The sequence below is a fragment of the Streptomyces sp. GD-15H genome, from assembly GCF_045291515.1.
Lineage (GTDB): Bacteria > Actinomycetota > Actinomycetes > Streptomycetales > Streptomycetaceae > Streptomyces.
Genome location: NZ_CP149447.1, coordinates 36,078 through 57,368, shown reverse-complemented (window position 1 = coordinate 57,368; position 21,291 = coordinate 36,078). Strand labels below are relative to the sequence as shown.

Genomic DNA, 21,291 nt, shown 5'->3' with positions numbered 1-21,291 from the left:
CACACGAACGTGTGCGGAGCGTGCACGCACTCGTGCTTTCGGTTCTACGCTGACGGTACGAGGACCGCGCGGAGAAGGGGGGCGACGGTGCCGGCTTCGCAACTGCCGATCGGCCGCAACGTGCGGTACTACCGGCGCCGGGATGGCCGGACTATCACCGCGGTCGCCGGGCTGTGCGGCATCACCGAGCGCTACCTGGAGATGATCAAGGCCGGCAGCAAGGTGCCGTCGGCCGACGTGCTGGCCCGGCTGGCCACCGAGCTCGGCGTGCCGGTCGCCGCCCTGTTCACCGAGGCGCCGGTCGACGAACCGGCAACGCCGGTGAGCACCGCACCCGCCATCGCCCGCGCGCTCATGGGCTACGCGACACCCGCAAGCGCCACCGTCCTCGGTCCGGCCCAGCTGCGTGAACGGGTGGAAAGCGCGTGGCGGACCTGGCAGTCCTCCAAGAACCGCTTCACCGAGATCGCCGACGTCCTGCCCGCGCTGATCACGGACGTCGAGCACGCCGTACGCGCCCACCGCAGCGGGGGCAACCCCGCCCCACGGCGCGAGATCCTGCGGGTGGCCGCCGGCCTGTACGGGTTGCTGCGCTCGTACTGCCGCAGAACGGGACGCCTTGACCTGTCACTCATGGTCGCCGACCGCGCCATCCGGGCCGCAGAGGACGCCGACGATCCCATCCGCATCGCCGTCGGCACCTGGAACATGGGCCATGTGCTGCTCTCCCACACCGACCCGGGCGCGGTGGAGGAGGCCAAGGACATCGCGCTCCAGGCGGCCGGCCAGTTACGTCGAGAGGCCCCCGCGTCGCGAGAGGCGGCAGCTGTGGAAGGAGCGCTGGAACTGGTGGCGGTCGTCTCCGACGCGCGGCGGCGCCGCTGGGCGGACGCCCGCCGGCGCCTGGCCGAGCGCGCCGACCCGCTGGCCAAGCGGGTCGGTGAGGGCAACGTCGCCTGGACGGTGTTCGGCCCGGCCAACGTCGCCCTGCACGCTATCAGCGTCGAGATGCTCGCCGGTGACGCTGCCGAAGGGCTGCGCCTGGCCGATCAGGTCAACATCGGGCAACTTCCCAGCCGAGAGCGGCAGTTCACGCACCAGTTGGAACTCGCCAGCTGCCACGCCCTGCGCCGCGACGACGCTGCCGTCCTGGTGCACCTGCTCGATCTGGAAGACCTCGCCCCGGAAGACCTGGTACGCAGCCCGTTCGCCCGCGACATGATCCTCCAACTGCAGCAGCGGATCAGGCCCGTCTTCCGCCGGCAGGTCTCCGGCCTCATCGAACGGCTGGAACTTGGCTGACCACCGGACCCGAACTGCTGGTTCGCCCGAACTCACAGTTCGGGTTGACGGTCCGCAGCGGGTCTACGGTTGCGGAACAGCACCGCGACGACAAAGGACTCACCGTGTTCAACGACCGAGTTGAGACTGCGGCCGGCATGCGGCTCGTGCAAACCGGCGTGAGGTGGGACGTCGTCAAGATGCGCCGGTTCCTCGGCCTCCAGGCGATCGAGCACATCGAGCAACCGGGCGCCGTCGCCGTCGATCCCCATTCGCCGGAGCCGATGCTGTACTTCTTCGTCCCCGCGGGCACTCTCGCCAACTGGAACGTCCCCGACACCACGGCCCTGAACAGCACCGAATGCACCACGCACGTGGTGCTCCCGCCGGGTCACCGCGAAGCTCCTCCCGGCCCCTACTGGCTGCTGTCGCCCTCGTGCGGCCTGACTCCGATCGCCACGCTCCGCCGTGCGCTGGAGATGGCCCTCCACCGCCCCGACACCCACCCTCCTATTCGGATCGACACCGCCGCGATGCGCGCCGACGCCGCACAACTCATCGGTGACGATGCCGAACTCCCGGAAAGCACGGTCCTGCTACAGCTCGTCCAGCGGTTACGCGGTTACCTCATGGTTCTGGTCCCCCACGCCGAAGACCGGATGCGGTCTCTCGCCCACACCGCAGAGCCACGCCTGGTCGCTCAGGCGACCGTAGGCGAAGCCCGAAGGCGCCTGGACGCGGTCCCCGACCTCACCTTCATCAGCGAGATCAAGCACGCACAGGCCTTGGCACGCTCGGTGGAGGCCCTGTGCCGCCATGCGGAAACCCCCACGCCCACGGTGGCGCAGGAGCGGTCCGCCCCCGAAGTCGGCGTGGTCCAGCAGTGACGGTGCCGCTGAACCACGCGCCGCAGGCCTCAGCGGCGGATGTGCACCCGTACCTGCATGGTTCCTCCGGCCGCAGCCGCGCTGGCTCCAAGCCGGAACCCAACCGAAATCTGTGGGTCGTGCTCGAATCCAAGAAGCTGGACATGGAGAAGCAACTCCGCGAAGCCTACGGCGACATCGTCCTGGAGACCGTCCGCGACGACGTGAAGGTTCCAGAGGCCTACACGGCTGGCCAGCCCGTAACCCTATACAGCCCGACCGCCTCAGCCGCCAAGGCATACACGAAGATCGGTCGGCAGATGAAGCTGTACCGATGAGTGCTTTGCGTCGTAAAGATGCCCCAGACTGGCCCTCGGAGCTCCCTGCCTCCGAGGGCCCTCTACGACGTAAAGAGAGCGAGCCCGCAGCCGCACACCGACCGCGGACGAAGTGCACAAGCGATCACTATTCGCAGACGATCTGCAATAAGCCGTCCCCGGAACATCGCAACGCCTCGCACGTCGTGGGAGTGTGAGAGCTGCTTAGTTGTGAGGCTCGGATAGGGGAGTGGGACGTGGCTGCGGGGAAGGGCGAGATACCCCAGCTGACCCGAGCGCATCGGGTCCTCGTAGGCGTAGTCGTGACCGGTGCCGTCATCATCGCCGGCATCGGGTTCGCGGGATCGTACGCGGCCGTCCGGGAACTCGCCCTCCAGAAGGGCTTCGGGAACTTCTCCTACGTGTTCCCCATCGGTATCGACGCCGGCATCTGCGTCTTGCTCGCCCTTGACCTGCTCCTCACCTGGATCCGTATCCCGTTCCCCCTCCTGCGCCAGACGGCCTGGCTGCTCACGGCGGCCACGGTCGCCTTCAACGGCGCGGCAGCCTGGCCGGATCCGCTGGGCGTGGGCATGCACTCGGTGATCCCGATCCTGTTCGTCGTCGCGGTCGAGGCGGCCCGGCACGCGCTCGGCCGGATCGCGGACATCACGGCCGACAAGCACATGGAGGGCGTCCGTCTCACCCGCTGGATCCTCTCGCCTGGGCCCACGTTCCTGCTGTGGCGCCGCATGAAGCTGTGGGAGCTGCGTTCCTACGAGCAGGTCATCAAGCTGGAGCAGGAGCGGCTTGTCTACCAGGCCAGCCTCCGCTCCCGCTTCGGCCGCGGATGGCGGCGCAAGGCCCCCGTCGAAGCACTGATGCCTCTGCGGCTTGCCCGTTACGGCGTACCACTCGCGGAAACCGCGCCTGCCGGTCTCGCTGCCGCCGGCATCGACGAACCGCCGATCATCTTCACCGTCGAGCGGGTCCACGCTCCCGCCGCCCAGCCCGAAGACTCCGCGCTCAGGGCCACACCAGACCATGAGCCGGAGACAGCGGAACTAGCGATCACGGAGGCGGGGCCGGAGCAGGCTCCGGCCGCAGTGGCCGAGCGGCCCCGTGAACTGGAGGACTTCGCCGAGGATGACGCCGACCGGTTCGCGGGGGCCTACCAGGCGTTCCTCGCGCAGTTCCAGGTCGAGCCGACCGCCACGCAATGGGCCCTCTGGCTCCGCGACGCGTACGGCATCACCACGGCGGCAGGAAACCCGCTCTCCGAGCACCAGTTGCAGCCCCTCCTCCAGGTCCTCCAGGAGCGCTACGCGGCGCACACTGGGGAGTCAGCCGCCTCCGGCGAAGCGGAGCCGACTGGCGAACCGACCGACCAGTGGTACGACTACTTTTACAGTGCCTGGCTCACCTACGCGCAGGAGCGCGGCACCTACCCTGATGCCGCTACCCTCGCGGCATTCGTCTACGAGCGGGACACCATCACCGGCGACGGCGGCCGGCCCATTACCGGCGACGACCTGGCCGACTTCGTCAAGAGCTTCCGGGAGCGCCAGTCCAGCAGCAGCGGGCCAGCAGCCGAAGAGCCAGCGACCGATCCCGCCGAACAGGCCGCAGACGAGCCTCTCGCACAGGAGGAACCCGAGACGACGTCTGCCGCTGCGGCTGCGCAGGCCGCCAAGGAGAAGCGCAGCGCCCGTGTGAACGCCGCCATCGACGACCCGCCGCCAGGACCGGAAGCCGCAACGGCGGAGCGCATTGTCCTCACCACGGTCGACCGCTACCACCTGGCGTGGATGGAGTACCAGACCGAGCACGGTGACGAACCGACAGCCGAGCAACTGTCCGCCTACCTTGCCGAGAAGGGCATGCACGGCCGCGGCGGAAGGCCGGTCAGCCCGTCAACCCTGCGCCGCTACTTCCTGCCCTCCCGGGTCTACAACGTTTGGGTCGAGTACCGGATGCGAAGCGAGGAACCCGCGGCGGACACTGTTGCGCAGCAATGCGCAGCCCGGGGAATCACCGCCCAGTACAACAAGCCCGTGACTACCGACTACATCACCGAGAACGCCGACGAATTCGAGCGGCGCTGGCAGGCCCTCACCCTCCACCACGCCGAAGCGCAGCAGTAAGCCCGCGACCGCGCACTGGCTGCGCATCGGGCGTCCCATCAGGCCCACCAGTCTGCGCAATCGGCAAAAATGGGCTTGATCCGCTTTGACGGACATCCGAGATCAGGGGGCTGAGCCCCCGGAAGGATGTCCACCATGGAGAGCATGGGGAAGAAGAAGCCGCGTCCTCGCCGCTCGTTCACGCCGGAGTTCAAGGCCGAGATCGTCGAGCTGTGCCGACGCGGTGACCGCTCGGTCGGCCAGGTCGCCAAGGACTTCGACCTGACCGAGACCGCGGTGCGCGACTGGGTCAGGCAGGCCGAGGTCGACGCCGGCGAGCGCGACGGCCTGACCAGCAGCGAACGCGAGGAACTGGCCCAACTGCGACGGGAGAACCGCCGCCTGCGCGAGGACGTGGAGATCCTCAAGCGGGCGGCTTTCTTCGCGACGGAGACCCGGTGAACGTGCACCCGTTCATCGAGGCGGAGAAGCAGGCCGGCCACAGCGTCACACGCGCCTGTGACCTGCTGAAGGTCTCCCGTGCCGCCTTCCATGCCCGCCGCACCGGCGCCGTCGGCCCCCGGGCCGTGCAGGACGCGGAGCTGACCGAGCAGATCACCGCCGTCCACGCCTGGTCCCGAGGCACCTACGGGCCCCACGCATCCACGCCGTCCTGCAGCGTGAGGGGACGGCCTGCGGCCGCAGACGCATCGCCCGGCTGATGCGGGCCGCCGGGCTCGCCGGCCGGCACCGCAGACGACGACACCGCACCACGACCCCCGACTGTGCCTGCTTCGCTGTCGGGGGCACCCACACCTGTCTGCGCGAGCTGCTTGACAACAAGCTCAGAGGTCGAGGAGGAAGGCGCGCAGGGCGGTGCCGATCTCGTGGGGCGAGTCCTCCTGGAGGAAGTGGCTGCCGCGCACGGTGACCTCGCGCTGGTTCGGCCAGCCGCGGGCGAACTCCAGGGCGCTGCCCCGCAGCACGACGCCGGGGTCGCCGACCACCAGCAGCTTCGGCACCGGGCTCTGGGCGAGCCAGGCGCCGAAGGACTCCACGATCTCCACCACGTCCGCCGGGCTGCCGTCGAGGGGCAGTTCGCGGGGCCACACCAGGGTCGGCATCCGGGACTCGGGGGTCGGGTACGGGGCCCGGTAGGTGTCCATCTCCTCGTCGGTGAGGGTCCGCAGCACGCTCATGGGCAGGACCTTCTCGACGAAGAGGTTCCCCTCCAGGACGATCTTCTCGCCCTCCGGGGAGCGGATGGCGCCGAACACCTCGGGGAAGTCGCTCAGGGTCATCGGCTGGACGTGCGTCTCCATGTAGGCGATCGCCTTGACCCGGTCGGGATGCCGCTGGGCCCAGTGGTGCCCGAGGTCGCCGCCCCAGTCGTGGACCACCAGGGTCACCTCGCGGTCCAGGCCCAGGGCGTTGAACCAGGCGTCGAGGTAGCGGACGTGGTCGGTGAAGCGGTATCCGCCGTCGGGGGCCGGCCGGAGGCGCCCATGCCCACCAGGTTGGGGGCGAGGCAGCGGCCGATGTCGGAGACGTGCGGGATGACGTTGCGCCACAGGTACGACGAGGTGGGGTTGCCGTGCAGGAAGACGATCGGGTCGCCCGCGCCGGTGTCGACGTAGCTGATCTCGGTGCCGAGCACCGGGACGCGCTGGCGCGGGTGCGGGTCGGTGGCGGAGACGGGGGCATGGCTCATCGGGAAACCCTTTCGTGGTGCGGGTGGGGAAGGGCGCGGAATCAGCGCAGAACGGTCGAGAACACGATTCGTTTGAACCGTTCCAGGGGTTCCGCGCTGCGTTCGATCTTCATGCGCAGGACCGCGCCGTGCCAGGAGGCGAGCAGGTAGTCGGCGAGCTCGGGTGCGGGCAGTGCGAGGCGGACCTGCCCGGCCGCGGCGGCCTCCTCGAGGCAGTCGGCGAACGGCTGCCGCCAGGCGCGGAAGATGTCGGCGAGGCGCTCGCGCAGTGGTTCGCTCTCTTCGGCGGACTCCAGGCTGAGGTTGCCGATCAGGCACCCGTCGCGCCAGCCTCGTGCCTCCAGGCTGTCGGTGACGGCGTCGAAGTACGCCGACAGTCGCTGCAGCGGCGGTAGTTCGCTGTCGTGGAGGGTCGCGTCGACGATGGTGCCGACTTCCGTGAAGTAGCGGTCGAGGATCTCCAGCCCGAACGCCTCCTTTGAGGGGAAGTGGTTGGTGAACAACCCCTGGGGCACTCCCGCCGCGCTGGTGATGTCGCGGACCCCCGCCGCATGGAACCCGCGGCGGCGCACGACTTCGAGTCCTTCGCGCAGGATCTGCTCCTTGTTCGATGCTCTCGCCATCCCTCCAATATGGACGACCGTATTGGTTCGGTCAATTCATCGAGCGTGGGCGAACTCCTGGACGGAGGGTTCGCGGCCCGGCATTTCGCCGAGCACACCCGCAGTGAGGACGGTCGGATCACCCCCGGACCGGACATGCCCAGGGGCGCCTGGCCTGGGCGGGCGAGCAGGACGTGCCGGCGCGCGGTCATGGGCGGCGGGCGGGTCGGTTGTCCCGGCGGTGGGTGCTCCAGGCGCGGCGGATGAGGCCACGCACGGTGATGACGGTGTCGGCGAGGTCGAAGAAGGCGTTGCTGACGTTGATGCGGCGTTCGTAGCAGCGCGCGGGCCGGTGGAAGGCGTTCTGCCGCGCCTAACTGCGCGAGCTCTAAAGGGCATCAACCCACGTGATCAAGCTCACCGCCCGCAACGCGTTCGGCTTCCGTAACACCGACAGCCAGCGACTACGGCCACACTGCGTCACCGCCCCGCCGAGCCCGCGGACGCCACCGCACCGCTCAACTTTGAAGACCCGCGATGTCGCCCCCAGCCGATAGCGCGCGCTGCGCACCCAGCGGCTACAGAACCTTGCGCGCTGACCCGCCCAAGCCGTTGAGGAGCTCGTTGATGAGCTGGGTGGTCTCCGTCTCCAGTGAGCAGTCCAGCGCCCGGTTGACCTGCTGGACGCGGGTGATGGCGGTGTGCAGCCCCTGTCGGTTGGCGGCCGCGTGCTCGATCCGCATCCAGTCCCGGTACAAGAGCTCAGCGGTGTCGTCGACGTCGAGACCGGTCGCGACGGCCTGGCGGGCCGCGCTGAGATCGTGGTGCGGGCCGGTGGGGGTGCGGTAGGTGGCCACGGTGTGCGCCACGTCGATGATCCGTGTGATCATCTCCTGCTGGTGGGGCTCGGCCCAGGGCAGCGGTGTGCCCCCGAACGGCTTGCCGCGGACCAGGGTGAGCGCCTTCTCCAGATCGGGCAGGCCGGCCGGGCCCAGCGGCAGAGCACGTTCGGCGAGCTGAAGGAAGCGGCTCCAGTCGCACCGCACTTTGGGGGAGAGCCGGTAGGGGTCCTCGCCGGACTTGCGCCGCGGAACGTAGGGGTTGCCGGCCGGATCGCTGCCCAGGCAGCGGCGCAGGCCCTGCATCCGGGCGTTGAGGGTACTCAGTCCCCACGGGCTGACGGGATCCATGTCGGAGCACACCGCGTCCGCGCTCCGCCCGGGCCGGAAGAACAACAATGCGGCGAGCTGGGCCATCCGCGGGCCGTGGCCGGTGCTGTCCACTCCCGTCACCTCAACCGGGCCCAGAACCCGGATCTCCGGCGCGTGCAGGTCTTGAGCCGCGCAGCCAACCGCCCTCGTCTCCGCCGTGGTGCTCACCGCAGGGGCATCCGCGGCGTCGGTTTCCTTTTCCCTGGGCTCCGATTCCTCTGTGGCCTGGGGCGCCGGAGTATCGGTGCCCGGGTCGTGGTCCTCCTCGGCCTGAGGCGCCGGTGTGGCGGTCGGCAGGAGACGCAGTCCGGTCGGGTCGGTGGTGGCGGCGAGCAGGGCCGGGAAGACCGCGCCGCTCACGTCTGCTGCCGGCGCCACCGAGGGGCTCGTGTCCGCGTGGGCCGCGGGCAGGGCCGTCTCCTGGGGCCCGGTCTGCTCGGTCTGGGCCACGCTGTCGGGCTCTTCTGGGACGTCCTTCCACGGGCCCTGGGCCGGGTGGGCCGGCTGCGCGGACACCCTCAGCGCGGTGGTGATCTGCAGATACGAGGCGTGCTCCAGACGCTGGACCGTGATCTCTGCGCCGGCGGAGTCGAGCTGCTGCGGTGTGCTGAGCGAGGCGTTGAGGATCTCCGCCTCGGGGAAGTGTGAGGCCGCCGTACTTGCCGGGGCGATCAGGGTCACGGGAACCGTCCCCGCCTTGTCGATGACGTCGGCGAATTCCCAGGCCGCGTCAGGGTCCAGCGACGATGCGCATAGCACCAGGTAGGGCTGGTGACTGGTCTCGGGCATCTGGTGGGCCTCCAGCAGCCGCTCGCTCAGATCGCGCAGCGCGTGTGTGGCCTGCCGCATGTGGGCGATCCGCGCGGTGGGCAGCAGCTGCGGCAGGTCCTCGCCGAACCCGACCGTCACGACTTCGACCTCGCTCGCCCACGGGCTCATCCCGAGCTCCAGGGCGAGCGAGGTGCACACCTCGGTGATGTGCACCGGATTGCCGTCCAGCAGAACGGCGGGCACCCGGGCGAGATTGAGCAGCAGAAGGTCACCCGCTTCGGTGCCGCCGACCGTGACCAGCCCCGGATACGGCGCCGGCACCTCGCGGGCGGCCTCCTCGTTAAGGACGACGGCATCGGAGTCCAGGACCCACCAGCCGCCCTTCCCGGAGGCGAAGGGTGCCTGCGGCGCCTGGGCAAGGTCCTCGGGCAGCACCTCCACTGTGCGGGCGCCGATCCGTGCGGCCCGCAGCTCTGGCAGGACCGCAGGGCCCTCCTGCTGGGCCACCTGGTGGGCCATGGTCCTCAGTACCGTGTCCAGGCGGGCGGCGCCGCCCGGTTCGGCGGCCGCAGCCAACGTCGCCTCTGCCGGGGACGTCTCCGCCGCGATGGCGATCTTCTCGCCCGGCGTGCGGCGGCGGCGCTGCAGCGCCCTTCGCAGGGCGAGAGCGCCGGTGAGGGCGGCGGCCAGCAGCGCACCGGCGCCCAGCACCGTGCGCAGCACCAGCGGACCGTCGGCCGAAGCCGACGGCGGCGTCTCGGACGCCTCGGCGGTGGGGGAGGAGGCAGCGGCACCGGACTGCTCAGCCGACGCCGACGGCGAGGCGGAAGAGGACGAGGCGCCGGTGCCGGGCTGCGGCGTCGCTGAAGCCGTTGCGGAAGGAGAGTGTTTCTGGCCGGGCTGCTCGGCGGGCCGGCTGCTCGGTGTACGGGGAGCCGACGACTCTGGTGCGGGCGCGGTGGTCTGGCCTGGCGCGGGCGCCTGCCCATGGCCCGTGCCGTCGCCCGGCGTCTGCTCGCCGTCCGGCGACTGGGTAGCCGGGGGAGTGCTCTCCTGATGGTCCGCCTCATCGCTGTCGCCGCCCTCTCGCGGCGGCGTCTGCTGGTCGGGCTGCGCGCCGGGCACGGTGATCTGCTGCCCTGCGTAGATGACATCCGGATCGGTGATCTCGGGCAGGCCGTGCGGCTGCGGCTTGCCCTCGCTGGCCTCGAACAATTCGGGCCACTTGGTGCCGTCGCCGAGCTCCTCCTCTGCGATCTTCGACAGGTAGTCGCCCGAGTGGACCGTGACGGCGTGTTCGCCCTCCTTGGCAGAAGCCGCAGGACCGTCCCCCAACTGCGTACGGACGCCTCCCGCCGCGGCGGCGTCGGGCATCTGAAGCTGCCAGCCGGGCTGCAGGAAGCTGTTCGCGCGGAAGACCTGGCCATCAGGCATGAGGCGGCCCTCGTTCAGACTCGCGATCTCCCGCCACCGCTCGCCGTCGCCCAACTCCCGCTCGGCGATGCCCCACAGGCTCTCGGCCGGCCGCGTCTCGCGCACCGTGTAGGACGTACCGGACGCTGGTGTGCTCGCCGTGGAAATCGGCGAGGCGTGATCGGTATCGGCTCCTTGCGAGGCCTGGACCGTCTGGCCGGGGATGATGGGCGCCGTAGTAGCCGGTGCGGCCTGAGCATCGGAGGCCAGGGCCGAACTCGTGGGCAACAGCACCAGGATGCTCCCGATCAGCAGCGCCGCAGCGCGCTGCGAAGCGCCCATCCCTCGCGGGGCGTGCCAGCTCCTGCCCCGCACCTGCGCGATCAGCTCGCGTACCGCACAGAAACTGAACTGCAGCCACCCGATCCAGCCCACCGTAACGAGCAGCAGCAAGAACGCCGCGCCGGTGTCCTGCCGGTCCAGTAGGTGCGTGAGGTCGTCGTGGGTGGAAGCCCAGATGACCGGAGTGACCCAGGCCAGCAGCAACGGCAGCCCCGCGACCGCGGCGACCAGAACGATCAGGCTCAGTACGGCCTTGAGAACACGGGCCAGGGTGCGTCCGGCCGCTGCGGCGGGGGAGTGGGTGGTGCGCATCAGTTTCCTTCGGGAGCGGTGACGCCATGCAGGAGGGTGGCCTTGCCCTGGCCGGTCACCGACAACGAGCCGATCCCGACCACCGACAAAAACTTCGTGTCGTAGGTGCCGGTGACGTTCACGGTGAGGGTCTTGCCGTCGCCGGACACGCTGGCCGTGCCGGTGGCGCCGGCGGCGCGCAAGTACGCCTGGGCTGCGGCCTGCGCGTCCTGCGGATCCACGACGATCGCATTGCCGCTGATGGCCTCGGCGGGGTCGATGGCCTGCCCGCCGGCCCGGGCTGCCTCGCCGGCGATGTAGTCGGCTCGTTCGACCGCGCGCATTTTGCTGCCGCCGTCGACGGCGACGCCGATGATGCCGATCAGTGCGATGACGCATACGGCGACGAACACGGTGACGCCTCCCCGGTCATCCCACCGTGCATGGCTCTGCCTCATGTGCCGGAAGATCATCAGTCGCTCCGCTGCCGGTACTGGTCCACCACCGAGGTTGCCGTTGAGGTGAGTGTCCGGGCCCCGGGAACGCCGGGCAGCAAGAGGTCGGAGAGGTTGACCGTGCAGGTCACGGTTGCGGTGACCGTGCCGACCTGGCCCACCGGCACGCTCAGGCCACCGGTGTCGATCCTGACGGAAGTCGACGCGCACGTGATGCCCTGGTCGTTCAGGGAGTCGGCGGCCGCCGCCTGCGCAGCGCCCTGGGCGGAGGCCGCGGTGCGGTGAATGGAGGCTTCCCTGGCCGCGTCCTCAGCCGCAGAGTCGATCTTCGCTCCGGAGGTGACGAGGCGTCCGCCAGCGATCGCCAGACACAAGAACATGATCAAAGATGGGAGGATGATGGCAGCCTCGATCGCGGCACTGCCCTCATCGTTGCGAAGCCTGCGAGCCCATCGGGCCATGCTGCACACGTGGTTCACCCTCCCGGGGCCGTCCAGCGTTCCACGGCCCCGGACGCCGACTGGGTGACCTGCAGGCCGGAAACGCCCGGGATCATCGACATTGCCGTTCCGGAGACCTCTACCCGCACACGCTGCCCGTTGCTGCTGGCGGAGACGCTGTAGCCGCGCAGGCTGTCACCCGCGGTGCGCTCCAGCACGCTCCGCGCCTGGGCCGCACCATCAGCCGGGCTCGACTGGTAGGAGCGGGCTGCGGTGGCTCCTTCGCGGGCCGCGGTCAGGGCGATCTGCCGTGCGTAGTACCACATGGAGGCCTGGATGACGGCGACCGTGGCGAGCAGCACGAACGGGAAGACGATCGCCATCTGGATGGACGTGTCACCGCGGTCGTCGCGCCATCTCCGCCTCTGCCACCAGTCCTTGAGCCGCTCCGGACGGGACATCACAGCCCGTTGAGCTTGCTGTTGTACTTGGCGATCACGACGGCGATAGTCCCGGCGATCAGTACGGCGCCGGTGACAGCGGCTACCCAGATGATGACGGTGGTGGTGCTGATGTCCCCGCGGTCCGGACGGCGCCTGGCCTCCTCCAGGCCCTCCTGCAGACGCGTGGTCAGCCAGTGCACCGCACGGTAGGTACGGGCTGCGGTGTGGTTCATGATCTGTACTCCTTGCTCCTACAGCGGGTCAGTGAGTTGAGACGGTCTAGACGGTGAGCATGCGGATGACCGCAGGGAAAGCCATCAGAAGCATGACCAGGACGGCGAGCAGGGCTCCCGGGGCGGTCATCTTCTCGCTGGCGGCGTTGGCCTCCGCGGCCTGGTCGGCCAGCAGTTCGGCGTTGAGAGCGGCGGTACGGGCGCGCAGCGCCTTGTAGACGGCGGCGCCGTCGGTGGCCGAGCCCCGCATGATGTCGGCGACATCGTCCAGGACGGGCAGGTCGTACTCGGCGGCCAGCTCCGTGAGTGCCTGATACGGCGGGATCTTCTCCAGCCGGGCCCGGCGCAGCGCGCCCTGCAGATACAGGAAGGGCCAGCCGGCGCCGACCTCGGCGGCCTTCTCCAGGGCCTCGGTGGGACCGGCGTCGGCGGCCCGCTTGAGCGCGACCAGGTCCAGGTAGGCGGACAGGGCGTGTGCGAACTCCTCCCGCGCCCGCCTGGCCTGGTCCCGTACCGCGAGATCGGGCGTGATGAACAGCAGCCCCGCGATAAGGAGTCCGACGCCGGCGGGCACGTAGAACGGCAGCGAGACGCCCGCGATGATCCACGGAATCGTCGCGATCACCGGGCAGAGCAGGCCGAGCGCGGCGAGCGCCACCTTCTTGAGTATGAACTGGCCCGGCCCCTGGCCGAGGAGAGCCAAGTTGGTGGTGGGGATGCGCACGCCGGGCAGCCGCTCGAGGCGGGCCAGCAGCCACCGGCCCCACACCTCCTCGCGGTCCAGCTCCGGCTCAGGCATCGTCAAGGTGGCCGGGGCGCTGCGCGCGAGGGCGGGCCCCAACGCGGGCTGGGGGCGCAGGAGTTCCCGCACCAGCAGCGTGAGACCTGCACCGACCGTGCCGCCGGTCAAGACGACGGGGAACAGATTCACGAGCTGACTCCTTCCGGCTCCCGACCGGAGACCGGGACGTCCGGCTCCGTCACGAGAGCAGGCAGCCGGACCGTGCTGGACGGATCGGTGATCAAGAAGCGGGGGATGCGGCGGAAGGAGCCCAACTGCCGCATCAGGGCGAGCACCCCGATGAACCCGGCCGTCAGGAAGGCGAGCACCAGTTGTCCCAGTAGCGTCGAGTACGGCTTGGTGTAGCTGGGCACGAAGAACCCGGCCACCACCACGCCCACGGTGATGATGGTCATCCACCGCACCGTGGTCCGCGGCTTCGCCCGGTCGGCCTCGATGGCGCGCTTGCGGGCGACCTCGTCGCGCACCGTTCCCGCCAGGTCCTCCAAAGCCTGCGCCAGGCCCGGGCCGCGGTCGTTAACCGACAGGATGAGCGCGGCGACCACCTTGTCCGCGGTGACATCGCCCAGTTCATCGGCGAACGCGCGGAGCGCTGCCTCCGGCCGCCACCCCAGGCGCAGCCGGTCGGACAGATTGATGATCTGCGGGGCAAGCTCGTCGGGCGCGCCCTTACGACTGGTCATCATCGCCTGTTCCAGACCCATGCCCAGCCGGAGCAGGCCGGCCAGCCGCTGGGTCCACTCACTCAAGGCCTCCAGCTGGCCGATGCGCTCCTGTGCAGTCTGCGCCGGGGTGATCAGCCAGGGCACGCCGATGACGGCCGCACCCAACAGAGCGCCGCCCACGAAGTTCCCCGAAACCAGCCACACGCCCGCGAAGACCACGACCGCCACGACCGCGAGGGCCCGCCGGCGCAGCCGGACGTCCTCACTCTGGTCCTTCCCGGCACCCTGAGAGCGCCACCGCTGCCACCACGGAGCCCGGCGCGGCGCCGTCGTCCCCACGAACCCGGCCACGACACCGACCAACCCGCCGATGACAGCCATGCCGCACAGCAGCCCCCACAACAGGATCATCGGCGCGCCCCCACCTTCAGCGGCAGCGGCGCCTGCCAGGCCCCGTAGGGCTGCTGCAGCAGGGCGGAGTCGAAGCCGACACGGCGCAGGTCGTCGACGCAGCCCGGATCCATCCGCGGCACCGCCCGCAGCTCGCCGAACTCGGTGCCGGGGGAGAAGACCTCGTTGGTGGCGGGGCGGCCCGACTCGCCGATCCCGGTCAGCTCCAGGACGTGGCTGACATAGCGGTGACGGCGCCCGCCGATCTGGGTCTCGTCCGTCATGTCGACGTACACGATGAAGTCCAGGCCGTTCGCGGTCTGCCGGTAGGCCAACTGCTCGGACAGGTTGTCCTGGGCGAGCGCGTACAGCTCGGCGATCCGGTCGAAGATGATGTCCGGGCGGCGGGCGTGGATGGTGCACAGGTTGCCGCCCGAGCCGTTCGTCAACGCCTGCATCATGGCGACGACTTCCGGCCCGCGGACCTCACCGACCACGATCCGCTCCAGCGACATCCGCAGCGCCGGGTGCATCAGATCCAGCAGCGTGACCTCGCCGGCACTGCGGCCGGTGACGTCCTTCTCCCCATTGGACTCGCGCCCGACCAGCGAGACGACCTGGCGGTGGTAGCCGTTGGCGTGGGCAAACAGCTCGTCCTCGGTCTGGATGGTGGCAAACCGTGTCTCGGGGTCGAACTCCTTGAGCATCGCCCTCAACAGCGTGGTCTTCCCGGCCTTCTGCTTCCCCGCGATCATGATGTTCTTCTCCGCGCGGACACACGCGCCGAGGAACTCGCGCAGGATCGGGTCGATCGTGCCCAGCCGGACCAGGTCGTCCAGGTCGGCGTGGGAGACCCGGTGCCGGCGGATGACCGCATAGGTCATCGGCCCGAGTCCGGTGATGGCCTGCAGGCGGGAGCCGTCCTGCAGGGACAGGGCGAGGGTGGGGTTCGCGGTGGAGATGGTGCGCTCGTTGTGCCCAGAGCCCCGGGCCAACTCTCTGAGCAACTCCAGGAGTTCCTCTTCCGAGTCGGCAATCGGCCCGACCATGCGGCGTTCGCCGTCGCCGTAGTCGAGCCACACCTCGTTCGGGCCCTGAATGATGATGTCCTCGACCCGATCATCGTCCAGGTACGGCTGGAGTCGACCCGCACGGAAAAGCAAGTCGTAGACGCCACGCCGCAGCGCTTCGTCCTCCTGCGGCGCCATCGCCTGGGCGTCCGACCACAGGGCGACCGCCTCGTTGATCCAGTCCAGGCAGCGCTGCTCTTCGCTCGCCCGGTCCATATCCGGCGTGGTCTTCAGCAACTCCTCGCGCTGCTTGGCCACCTGCGCCGCGATGTGCCGGGCGACCTTGTAGTCGACGGTGACCTGAGGTGCCGCGGCGCCGAGCACGTGCGTACTCGAGGCAGCACCGGCCGGTGCATGTGTGCCGTTCGCCTGGCGCGGCCACGCCTGCCGGGGGCGACCGGGCGGCGAAGCCACCGTGGGATCGGTGTGCAGAGGCCTACCGCGCACGGGTCACCTCGCCTCCTGCGGCACGCACGCCGCCCGGATCGAGGCGGGCCCGCCGCATTGCAGCCCGCTGAACCAGCAGCGTGGTGGCCGTCCGGGCGGCCTTCATCAGCGGCGACCTGGCGAAGTGACGCGGCTGTTCGGCGCCGTCGGACAGCACCTTGGCGTCCTTTGGGGCATACGGCAGGGTGGCCACCACGGGCACCTGGAGCACGCGCTGCACCTCGCCCGCGGGATACGGACCCTCGTTGATCATCAGCACGCTGACGTCGCCGACCCGTTCCTCCAGGGCGCGCACCCGGCCTTCGGCTGCCTGGAGGCAGCGCAGGGTGTTGCGCACGACCATGAACACGGCGTCGGCCTGCTCGGCCAGGACGCCGGACGGCCCGAAAGCACCCCGGCGGCCGAGGTCGATCAGGACGTCGTGGCCGTGCTCGGCCTCGATGCCGCGGAAGATGACCCCCAGCGCCTTCCATACCGAGCCCAGGCTCGCCGCTTGCGCAGGATCGGTGATGCCCGGCAGCAGCAGCCGGTCGCGCGGCGATTCCTTCTTGCCGTCCTCGCTGCTCAGGTCGATCAGCTGACGAAAGAACGCGTCGCCGAGTTCGCCCTGCCGGGCGGCGACCGAGAGGTTCCGCAGCCCGTACCGGTCGCCGAGCGTGCCCTGCAGCAGTCCGTGCAGTACGGCGCTGCCGTCCGGGTCGCACTCGGCCAGGATCATCCGCCGGCCCGGCTCCAGCGGCCAGGACAGCAGCAAGGCGAGCGCGCTCGTGGTCACACCGGGTGCACCACTGCACCCTGCCAGCGCGATGACAGCCATCAGCTGCCGTCCGGGGCAGCGAGGACCAGGCGCAGCGTGCCGGCCGCCACCCATGCGGCCGCTGTGGGGCCGTCCGTAGCGGATGTGGCAACGTCGACGACCACGACTCCGGTGCCGGGGGCGGCGCTGGACGCCTTCACGACCCGTCCGTCGATGGTCTGCGGCGCGGCGTCCGACGTCTTGCCGGTGTCCGTCGCCCCCTGGGCCGGGACATGCACCAGCTGCACCTTCTGGCCCGGCACCAGCGCGGTGGCCGGGATCTGCTTGGGCTCGAGCCCGATCGGCACCAACTGCTCGCCGGCCTTCACCAGCGAGTCCTTCGTCACCTGCGACGGGGCAAGCAGGGAACCGGACTTGAGCTCCACGGCGGCCCGCTTGCCCACCACCGAGTCCAGGTCGTCGCTGCGCACCGCCTTGACGGCCGGGTCCAGGGCGATCGAGGCCTTGCCTAGGTCGTCTTCCGTGAGGACCTGGCCAACCTGGACGTCACGGACGACGGTCACCACCTCGGTGCGGTTGCCGACCTGCAGCAGCAGGACGGCAACACCGGCCCCTCCGGCGGCGATCAGCGCCAGGGACAGGGCAATGACACCCGGGCGCCGCCTGCGGGCCGACACCCGGGGCGGAGCCACCGGCCCGGCCACGCGCCCCTGCTGGGGGACTCCGTTCGGGGCTGTGTCTACACGTTCTTGGGTCTTGCTCACCGTTCTGTCCTTCCGGCGGCGTTACCTGACGACCTGTACTTCGCCGATCGCCACCTGCACGTTGGTCTGCCTGACCTCAATGAGCTGGCCGGCCGCTCCGCCGCCCTGCCAGTCGATCGTCCATGTCGAGGTCGCGATGACCGGGAACTTGCCGTTCTGGGCACCAGCTGAAGTCTTGGAGTACACGTGTCCGCAGGTCGGTGACTGGGCCATGCCTTCGGACGCCTGGTAGGGCGTACCGGGGCTGTTGCACGTCACGCTGGCGCCGTCGCCCATCTGCCACACGATCTTCGACACCTTCGCCGTTGCGGTGACGGTTATCCCGCCCGCCGACGCTGACGCGGTGTTGGGCCCGTAGGTCGTGGCGCTCTGGTTGACCCACATCCACATCGGGACGCCCACGGTGTACTTCCCGGCCGCCTTCGGGCTGGCTATGTCCGGGCCGAGCAGCGTCATGGAGTCGACCGCGCGCTGCGCGAGTTCCTGCGGATCCACCTGGGGCGTGGGCTGGCCCTGCGGTACGGCGACGAAGCCGCCCGGGTTGTTCTGACCGCCGTCCGAACAGCTGCGGAAGTACAGGTCGTTTGTCTTGGAGTCGGCACCGTTCCAAGCCGGATGGTTGGCCGGCGGCTCCGGGTCGACCTTGGTTAGCTTGCACGTCAGCTTGCTGTCGCTGCTGCCCTGCGAGCCGCCCGCCTGCCCGCCACTCCCGTCGGTCTCGTCGTCCACGCCGACGCCGACGCAGAACTTGATGACCTGGCACTTGCCCGCACCGACATCGGGGTCGTCGCCGGCGTGCGCGGTGCCCGCCGCGGCCAGGACGAGGGTGCCGGTGAGTACGGCGAGGCGCCGGGTCAGCAGGCTTGATCTTGAGCGGTCAACTTTGTGACCATCCACGTCTTTCCCCACTTTTCAAGCGTTGCGGTGCTGACGTACTTGGTGAGCCGCTCCGATGGCAGCGGGACCTCTTTCTTCGAGGTCTTGTCGATCAGCGTCCAGTTCGTGGTATCGACACAGTCCGCGACCGTGGCCTTGGGGATTTCTGCGTCGGTCACCTTGATGATCTTCGGATGGATGACGGGTTTTCCAGTCGTCACCTGTCCGGCCTTGCGCATGGCCGACAAGTCGTTCTCGATGTCGGTCAGGGCCTGGAGAGTGGTGTTCTTCTTCAGGTCGGTGCCCGCGGAGGAGGCCTTCTGGTAGGCCTCGGTCTGCGCATCCCAGGAGCTCGTGTATGCCGCGATGACAGCGGCGTCCTCGGCGTCGGCGGTGGGGCTGGAGGACGGCGAGCCGGCCGTTTGGGCCGGGCTGGTTTTGGGCGGTGACGCGTCCGCGTCGCTGCCACTGTCGCTGCAACCGGCCAGGGCCATCAGACTGCCTGCGAGGAGTAGGGCGAATGTGTGCTTCCGGGTGCGAACAGCAGCGACTGTGAGCCCGGACGAGCGTTGTTGTTTCAGTGTCACGTTGCCTCCCGTACGACGCGGTGCCTACGACTGCTTCCCCGGCCCTGCGGCAGACGACGGCTCGGCATCGCGGCCTGGTCCAGCTGCGGTGATCCGTTTGCGTAGCCGCAAGATTACGCATATGCCTGCCAACTTCCTAGCCCGGTAGGTGAGTTCACTCGTACAACTTGGGAGGTAACTGGTCACTTTTGAAACCGGTCGGCCGACTTGGTGGTAGGTGTCTTCGCGCGTTCTCGTCCGCAACCGCTCCCTGGGGGGTGGCGCCAATCTGATCCGGTCGTCCTGCTGTTCGCGAGAACAAGATCTCGACGCTCCGGTTTTGTGGCGGCCGGCTTCGGTCACAGAGCGGGCTCACCTGTCCCGCCGGGTCGACGGCCACACCGTGATCACGTCGCCGTCGAGAGTGACGTGCCGGTCCGGGAAGCGGCAGCACACGGCGGTCAGGTCGGTGAGGTCGAAGTCGCTGCTCCCCTGGACCACGCAGGCGCTCCCGATGTACGAGACGGCCTGTGTCCGGAGGGGCCACACCCCCTGGGTGGAATGTTCGGTGCTGCGAATGTTGCCAGTGTTCGCGTCATCTTGCATCCCTTAAGGTCGGTGCACAGAAAGGAAGTCCGAGCTGGCGCCCCGCCGTGCAGAAGTAAACTAAGCGGCTTGCCTGAAGTTCTGCGCGTAAGGGTCTGCCGGGAAACAAGCCGTCGCTTCCGGCTCTGAGGATCGTTGTTGTGGTATGGGGAGACCAGAGGGGATCGAGGCGGCCCTGGCCGCGAAGTTCGCGACGCTGTTCCCGCATCTCGACGAGCGGCAGCGGCGGCTGGCCATAGGAGCAGAGGCACGGTCGCTGGGCCATGGGGGCATCAGGCTCGTCGCTCGTGCGGCCGGAGTCCGGGAGGGCACCGTGTCGCGCGGGGTGACGGAACTGGAGTCCGGCGAGGCGCCGTTGGGGCGAGTGCGCCGGTCCGGTGGGGGCCGCAAGCGTGCGGTGGACCTGGATCCGAGCCTTCGGCCCGCGCTGCTGGCCTTGGTGGAGCCGGATGTACGCGGGGACCCGATGTCGCCGCTGCGGTGGACGACGAAGTCGACCCGGCAACTGGCTGCCGAGCTGACCCGACAGGGACACCCGGTCTCGGCGGACACCGTGGCGGCCGTGCTGCGCAAGGAGGGCTTCAGTCTCCAGGGCAACGCCAAGACCGTCGAGGGGGCCCAACACCCGGACCGGGATGCGCAGTTCCGCTATATCAACGACCAGGCCAAGGACTTCCAGGCCGCCGGGGACCCGGTGATCAGCGTGGACACCAAGAAGAAGGAGTTGGTCGGCAACTACAAGAACGCCGGCCACGAGTGGCGTCGCGAAGGTGATCCGGTCCGGGTTAGCACCCACGACTTCCCCGATGCCGATCTGGGCAAGGCGATCCCGTATGGGATCTACGACCTGACCGCGGACACGGGCTGGGTGAACGTCGGCACCGACCACGACACCGCAGCCTTCGCCGTCGCCTCGATCCGCCGCTGGTGGCACGCGGTCGGGCGTGACACCTACCCGCGCTCACACCGTCTGCTGATCACTGCGGACGCGGGCGGTTCCAACGGCTACCGCACCCGGGCCTGGAAGTTCGAGCTGGCCGCGCTGGCTGTCGAGACCGGCCGGGAGATCACCGTGTGTCACTTTCCTCCGGGCACATCCAAGTGGAACCGAATCGAGCACCGACTGTTCTCCCACATCACGATGAACTGGCGGGGTAGGCCGCTGACCAGCCATGAAGTCATCGTGAACAGCATCGCAGCAACCACCACCCGCACGGGGCTGACTGTCCGCGCCGAACTCGACACCGCCATCTACGAGACCGGCGTCCGCATCAGTGACGGGCAGCTCAACGCCCTGCCACTGAGCCGCCACGACTGGCACGGCGACTGGAACTACACCCTCCGTCCCCAGGAACACCGCCGGGACGGCGTCCTTCCGATCCCGCCCCAGAACGAAGCCGGCCCCGGCCGCGACTGGCTGACTCATCCCGCCCTCACCGGCATCCCGCACGAACGGTGGGACTCCCTGGTCACCGAGTTGGCCGCGGCCCGCGCGGCTCAGCGGGAAGCAGACCTCCATCAGCGACGCGGCGGTGACCGGCAGAAGACCCCCGCCGCTGGCCTCTACACCGGCCGACGCCCCGGTCTCACCCTCGTCGACCGGCTCCTGGCCACCATCCTCTACCACCGGTTCAAGCTCCCCCAGGTCGTCATCGCCCCCCTCTTCACCGTGACACCCGTGACCCTCAACCGGGCCATCAGCCGAACCCGCCGACTCCTCCACGACATCGGGCACACCGCCGAACCCGCCGAAACACAGCTGGCCACCCTCGATGACCTCACCGACTACGCCGCACGCCTCGGCATCCCCACGCCAGAGATCAAGACGGCGAGTTATTGATCGGCAGAC

General features: G+C 69.4%; 21 protein-coding genes and 3 pseudogenes. 8 read left to right on the top strand and 16 right to left on the bottom strand.

What is annotated here, in order from left to right; translation table 11 throughout:
* The first annotated feature begins 87 nt into the window (after positions 1-87).
* From WJ438_RS00330 to WJ438_RS00300, 7 genes and pseudogenes are all read left to right on the top strand, one after another.
* Complete coding sequence (locus WJ438_RS00330) at positions 88-1,302, top strand: helix-turn-helix domain-containing protein (RefSeq protein ID WP_406723435.1); 1,215 nt, start codon at positions 88-90, stop codon at positions 1,300-1,302.
* Between the two features lie 137 nt (positions 1,303-1,439).
* Positions 1,440-2,168 carry a DUF6415 family natural product biosynthesis protein gene (locus tag WJ438_RS00325; protein ID WP_406723434.1) on the top strand — a complete coding sequence of 243 codons (729 nt, stop codon included), beginning with the start codon at positions 1,440-1,442 and terminating at the stop codon, positions 2,166-2,168.
* A 119-nt stretch (positions 2,169-2,287) separates the two neighbouring features.
* On the top strand, positions 2,288-2,485 hold the full coding sequence (locus WJ438_RS00320) for a ParA family protein (RefSeq protein ID WP_406723433.1): 198 nt from the start codon (positions 2,288-2,290) through the stop codon (positions 2,483-2,485).
* Positions 2,486-2,742: 257 nt separating this feature from the next.
* Positions 2,743-3,430, top strand: a pseudogene (locus WJ438_RS00315) (DUF2637 domain-containing protein); the annotation flags it as partial.
* A gap of 1,313 nt (positions 3,431-4,743) precedes the next feature.
* The gene (locus tag WJ438_RS00310) at positions 4,744-5,049 is read left to right on the top strand and encodes a transposase (protein WP_406723432.1); all 306 of its coding nucleotides are present in this window, start codon (positions 4,744-4,746) and stop codon (positions 5,047-5,049) included.
* A complete protein-coding gene (locus WJ438_RS00305) occupies positions 5,046-5,309 on the top strand; it encodes a hypothetical protein (RefSeq protein ID WP_406723431.1) in 264 nt (87 codons plus the stop codon). The genes WJ438_RS00310 and WJ438_RS00305 overlap by 4 nt, the downstream gene beginning before the upstream one ends.
* Entirely contained in the window at positions 5,219-5,518 is a 300-nt protein-coding gene (locus WJ438_RS00300; protein WP_406729545.1) for an IS3 family transposase, read from the top strand. The genes WJ438_RS00305 and WJ438_RS00300 overlap by 91 nt, the downstream gene beginning before the upstream one ends.
* Here WJ438_RS00300 and WJ438_RS00295 read toward each other — a convergent pair.
* From WJ438_RS00295 to WJ438_RS00220, 16 genes and pseudogenes are all read right to left on the bottom strand, one after another.
* A pseudogene (locus tag WJ438_RS00295) lies at positions 5,433-6,298 on the bottom strand (haloalkane dehalogenase). The gene WJ438_RS00300 and the pseudogene WJ438_RS00295 sit on opposite strands and share 86 nt — an antisense overlap.
* 41 nt (positions 6,299-6,339) lie before the next feature.
* Positions 6,340-6,921: a TetR family transcriptional regulator C-terminal domain-containing protein gene (locus WJ438_RS00290; RefSeq protein ID WP_406723430.1), complete on the bottom strand. Its 582-nt coding sequence runs from the start codon at positions 6,919-6,921 to the stop codon at positions 6,340-6,342.
* Positions 6,922-7,108: 187 nt separating this feature from the next.
* Positions 7,109-7,273: pseudogene (locus WJ438_RS00285) on the bottom strand (IS5/IS1182 family transposase); the annotation flags it as partial.
* 205 nt (positions 7,274-7,478) lie between these two features.
* Positions 7,479-10,949 carry a LysM peptidoglycan-binding domain-containing protein gene (locus WJ438_RS00280; protein WP_406723429.1) on the bottom strand — a complete coding sequence of 1,157 codons (3,471 nt, stop codon included), beginning with the start codon at positions 10,947-10,949 and terminating at the stop codon, positions 7,479-7,481.
* Complete coding sequence (locus tag WJ438_RS00275) at positions 10,949-11,401, bottom strand: TadE/TadG family type IV pilus assembly protein (RefSeq protein WP_406723428.1); 453 nt, start codon at positions 11,399-11,401, stop codon at positions 10,949-10,951. Before WJ438_RS00275 ends, WJ438_RS00280 begins: the two co-directional genes overlap by 1 nt.
* Positions 11,401-11,844 (bottom strand): TadE/TadG family type IV pilus assembly protein, encoded by a 444-nt coding sequence (locus WJ438_RS00270; RefSeq protein WP_406723427.1) that lies wholly within the window; start codon positions 11,842-11,844, stop codon positions 11,401-11,403. Before WJ438_RS00270 ends, WJ438_RS00275 begins: the two co-directional genes overlap by 1 nt.
* Before the next feature lie 14 nt (positions 11,845-11,858).
* On the bottom strand, positions 11,859-12,284 hold the full coding sequence (locus tag WJ438_RS00265) for a TadE/TadG family type IV pilus assembly protein (RefSeq protein WP_406723426.1): 426 nt from the start codon (positions 12,282-12,284) through the stop codon (positions 11,859-11,861).
* Entirely contained in the window at positions 12,284-12,499 is a 216-nt protein-coding gene (locus WJ438_RS00260) for a hypothetical protein (protein ID WP_109383442.1), read from the bottom strand. The genes WJ438_RS00265 and WJ438_RS00260 overlap by 1 nt, the downstream gene beginning before the upstream one ends.
* A 46-nt stretch (positions 12,500-12,545) precedes the next feature.
* The gene (locus WJ438_RS00255; protein WP_406723425.1) at positions 12,546-13,430 is read right to left on the bottom strand and encodes a type II secretion system F family protein; all 885 of its coding nucleotides are present in this window, start codon (positions 13,428-13,430) and stop codon (positions 12,546-12,548) included.
* Positions 13,427-14,377 (bottom strand): type II secretion system F family protein, encoded by a 951-nt coding sequence (locus WJ438_RS00250; protein WP_406723424.1) that lies wholly within the window; start codon positions 14,375-14,377, stop codon positions 13,427-13,429. The genes WJ438_RS00255 and WJ438_RS00250 overlap by 4 nt, the downstream gene beginning before the upstream one ends.
* Positions 14,374-15,873, bottom strand: coding sequence for a CpaF family protein (locus WJ438_RS00245; RefSeq protein WP_406723423.1), 1,500 nt, complete (start codon positions 15,871-15,873; stop codon positions 14,374-14,376). The genes WJ438_RS00250 and WJ438_RS00245 overlap by 4 nt, the downstream gene beginning before the upstream one ends.
* Positions 15,863-16,690 (bottom strand): hypothetical protein, encoded by an 828-nt coding sequence (locus WJ438_RS00240; RefSeq protein WP_406723422.1) that lies wholly within the window; start codon positions 16,688-16,690, stop codon positions 15,863-15,865. The genes WJ438_RS00245 and WJ438_RS00240 overlap by 11 nt, the downstream gene beginning before the upstream one ends.
* Positions 16,690-17,394 carry an SAF domain-containing protein gene (locus WJ438_RS00235; protein WP_406723421.1) on the bottom strand — a complete coding sequence of 235 codons (705 nt, stop codon included), beginning with the start codon at positions 17,392-17,394 and terminating at the stop codon, positions 16,690-16,692. The genes WJ438_RS00240 and WJ438_RS00235 overlap by 1 nt, the downstream gene beginning before the upstream one ends.
* 21 nt (positions 17,395-17,415) lie before the next feature.
* On the bottom strand, positions 17,416-18,291 hold the full coding sequence (locus tag WJ438_RS00230; RefSeq protein ID WP_406723420.1) for an ATP/GTP-binding protein: 876 nt from the start codon (positions 18,289-18,291) through the stop codon (positions 17,416-17,418).
* On the bottom strand, positions 18,249-18,857 hold the full coding sequence (locus tag WJ438_RS00225; RefSeq protein WP_406723419.1) for a hypothetical protein: 609 nt from the start codon (positions 18,855-18,857) through the stop codon (positions 18,249-18,251). The genes WJ438_RS00230 and WJ438_RS00225 overlap by 43 nt, the downstream gene beginning before the upstream one ends.
* A 351-nt stretch (positions 18,858-19,208) precedes the next feature.
* Entirely contained in the window at positions 19,209-19,337 is a 129-nt protein-coding gene (locus WJ438_RS00220) for a hypothetical protein (protein WP_406723418.1), read from the bottom strand.
* A 250-nt stretch (positions 19,338-19,587) separates the two neighbouring features.
* Here WJ438_RS00220 and WJ438_RS00215 point away from each other — a divergent pair, with 250 nt between their 5' ends.
* Positions 19,588-21,282 (top strand): ISAzo13 family transposase, encoded by a 1,695-nt coding sequence (locus tag WJ438_RS00215; protein WP_406723417.1) that lies wholly within the window; start codon positions 19,588-19,590, stop codon positions 21,280-21,282.
* Positions 21,283-21,291: the final 9 nt, after the last annotated feature.

What these genes read in the sequence shown, in the direction of transcription:
- WJ438_RS00290 (WP_406723430.1), bottom strand. Translation starts at nt 6,921, where the DNA reads ATGGCGAGAGCATCGAACAAGGAGCAGATCCTGCGCGAAGGACTCGAA.
- WJ438_RS00310 (WP_406723432.1), top strand. Translation starts at nt 4,744, where the DNA reads ATGGAGAGCATGGGGAAGAAGAAGCCGCGTCCTCGCCGCTCGTTCACG.
- WJ438_RS00215 (WP_406723417.1), top strand. Translation starts at nt 19,588, where the DNA reads ATGGGGAGACCAGAGGGGATCGAGGCGGCCCTGGCCGCGAAGTTCGCG.
- WJ438_RS00280 (WP_406723429.1), bottom strand. Translation starts at nt 10,949, where the DNA reads ATGCGCACCACCCACTCCCCCGCCGCAGCGGCCGGACGCACCCTGGCC.
- WJ438_RS00250 (WP_406723424.1), bottom strand. Translation starts at nt 14,377, where the DNA reads ATGATCCTGTTGTGGGGGCTGCTGTGCGGCATGGCTGTCATCGGCGGG.
- WJ438_RS00240 (WP_406723422.1), bottom strand. Translation starts at nt 16,690, where the DNA reads ATGGCTGTCATCGCGCTGGCAGGGTGCAGTGGTGCACCCGGTGTGACC.
- WJ438_RS00275 (WP_406723428.1), bottom strand. Translation starts at nt 11,401, where the DNA reads ATGATCTTCCGGCACATGAGGCAGAGCCATGCACGGTGGGATGACCGG.
- WJ438_RS00325 (WP_406723434.1), top strand. Translation starts at nt 1,440, where the DNA reads ATGCGGCTCGTGCAAACCGGCGTGAGGTGGGACGTCGTCAAGATGCGC.
- WJ438_RS00265 (WP_406723426.1), bottom strand. Translation starts at nt 12,284, where the DNA reads ATGTCCCGTCCGGAGCGGCTCAAGGACTGGTGGCAGAGGCGGAGATGG.
- WJ438_RS00270 (WP_406723427.1), bottom strand. Translation starts at nt 11,844, where the DNA reads ATGGCCCGATGGGCTCGCAGGCTTCGCAACGATGAGGGCAGTGCCGCG.
- WJ438_RS00260 (WP_109383442.1), bottom strand. Translation starts at nt 12,499, where the DNA reads ATGAACCACACCGCAGCCCGTACCTACCGTGCGGTGCACTGGCTGACC.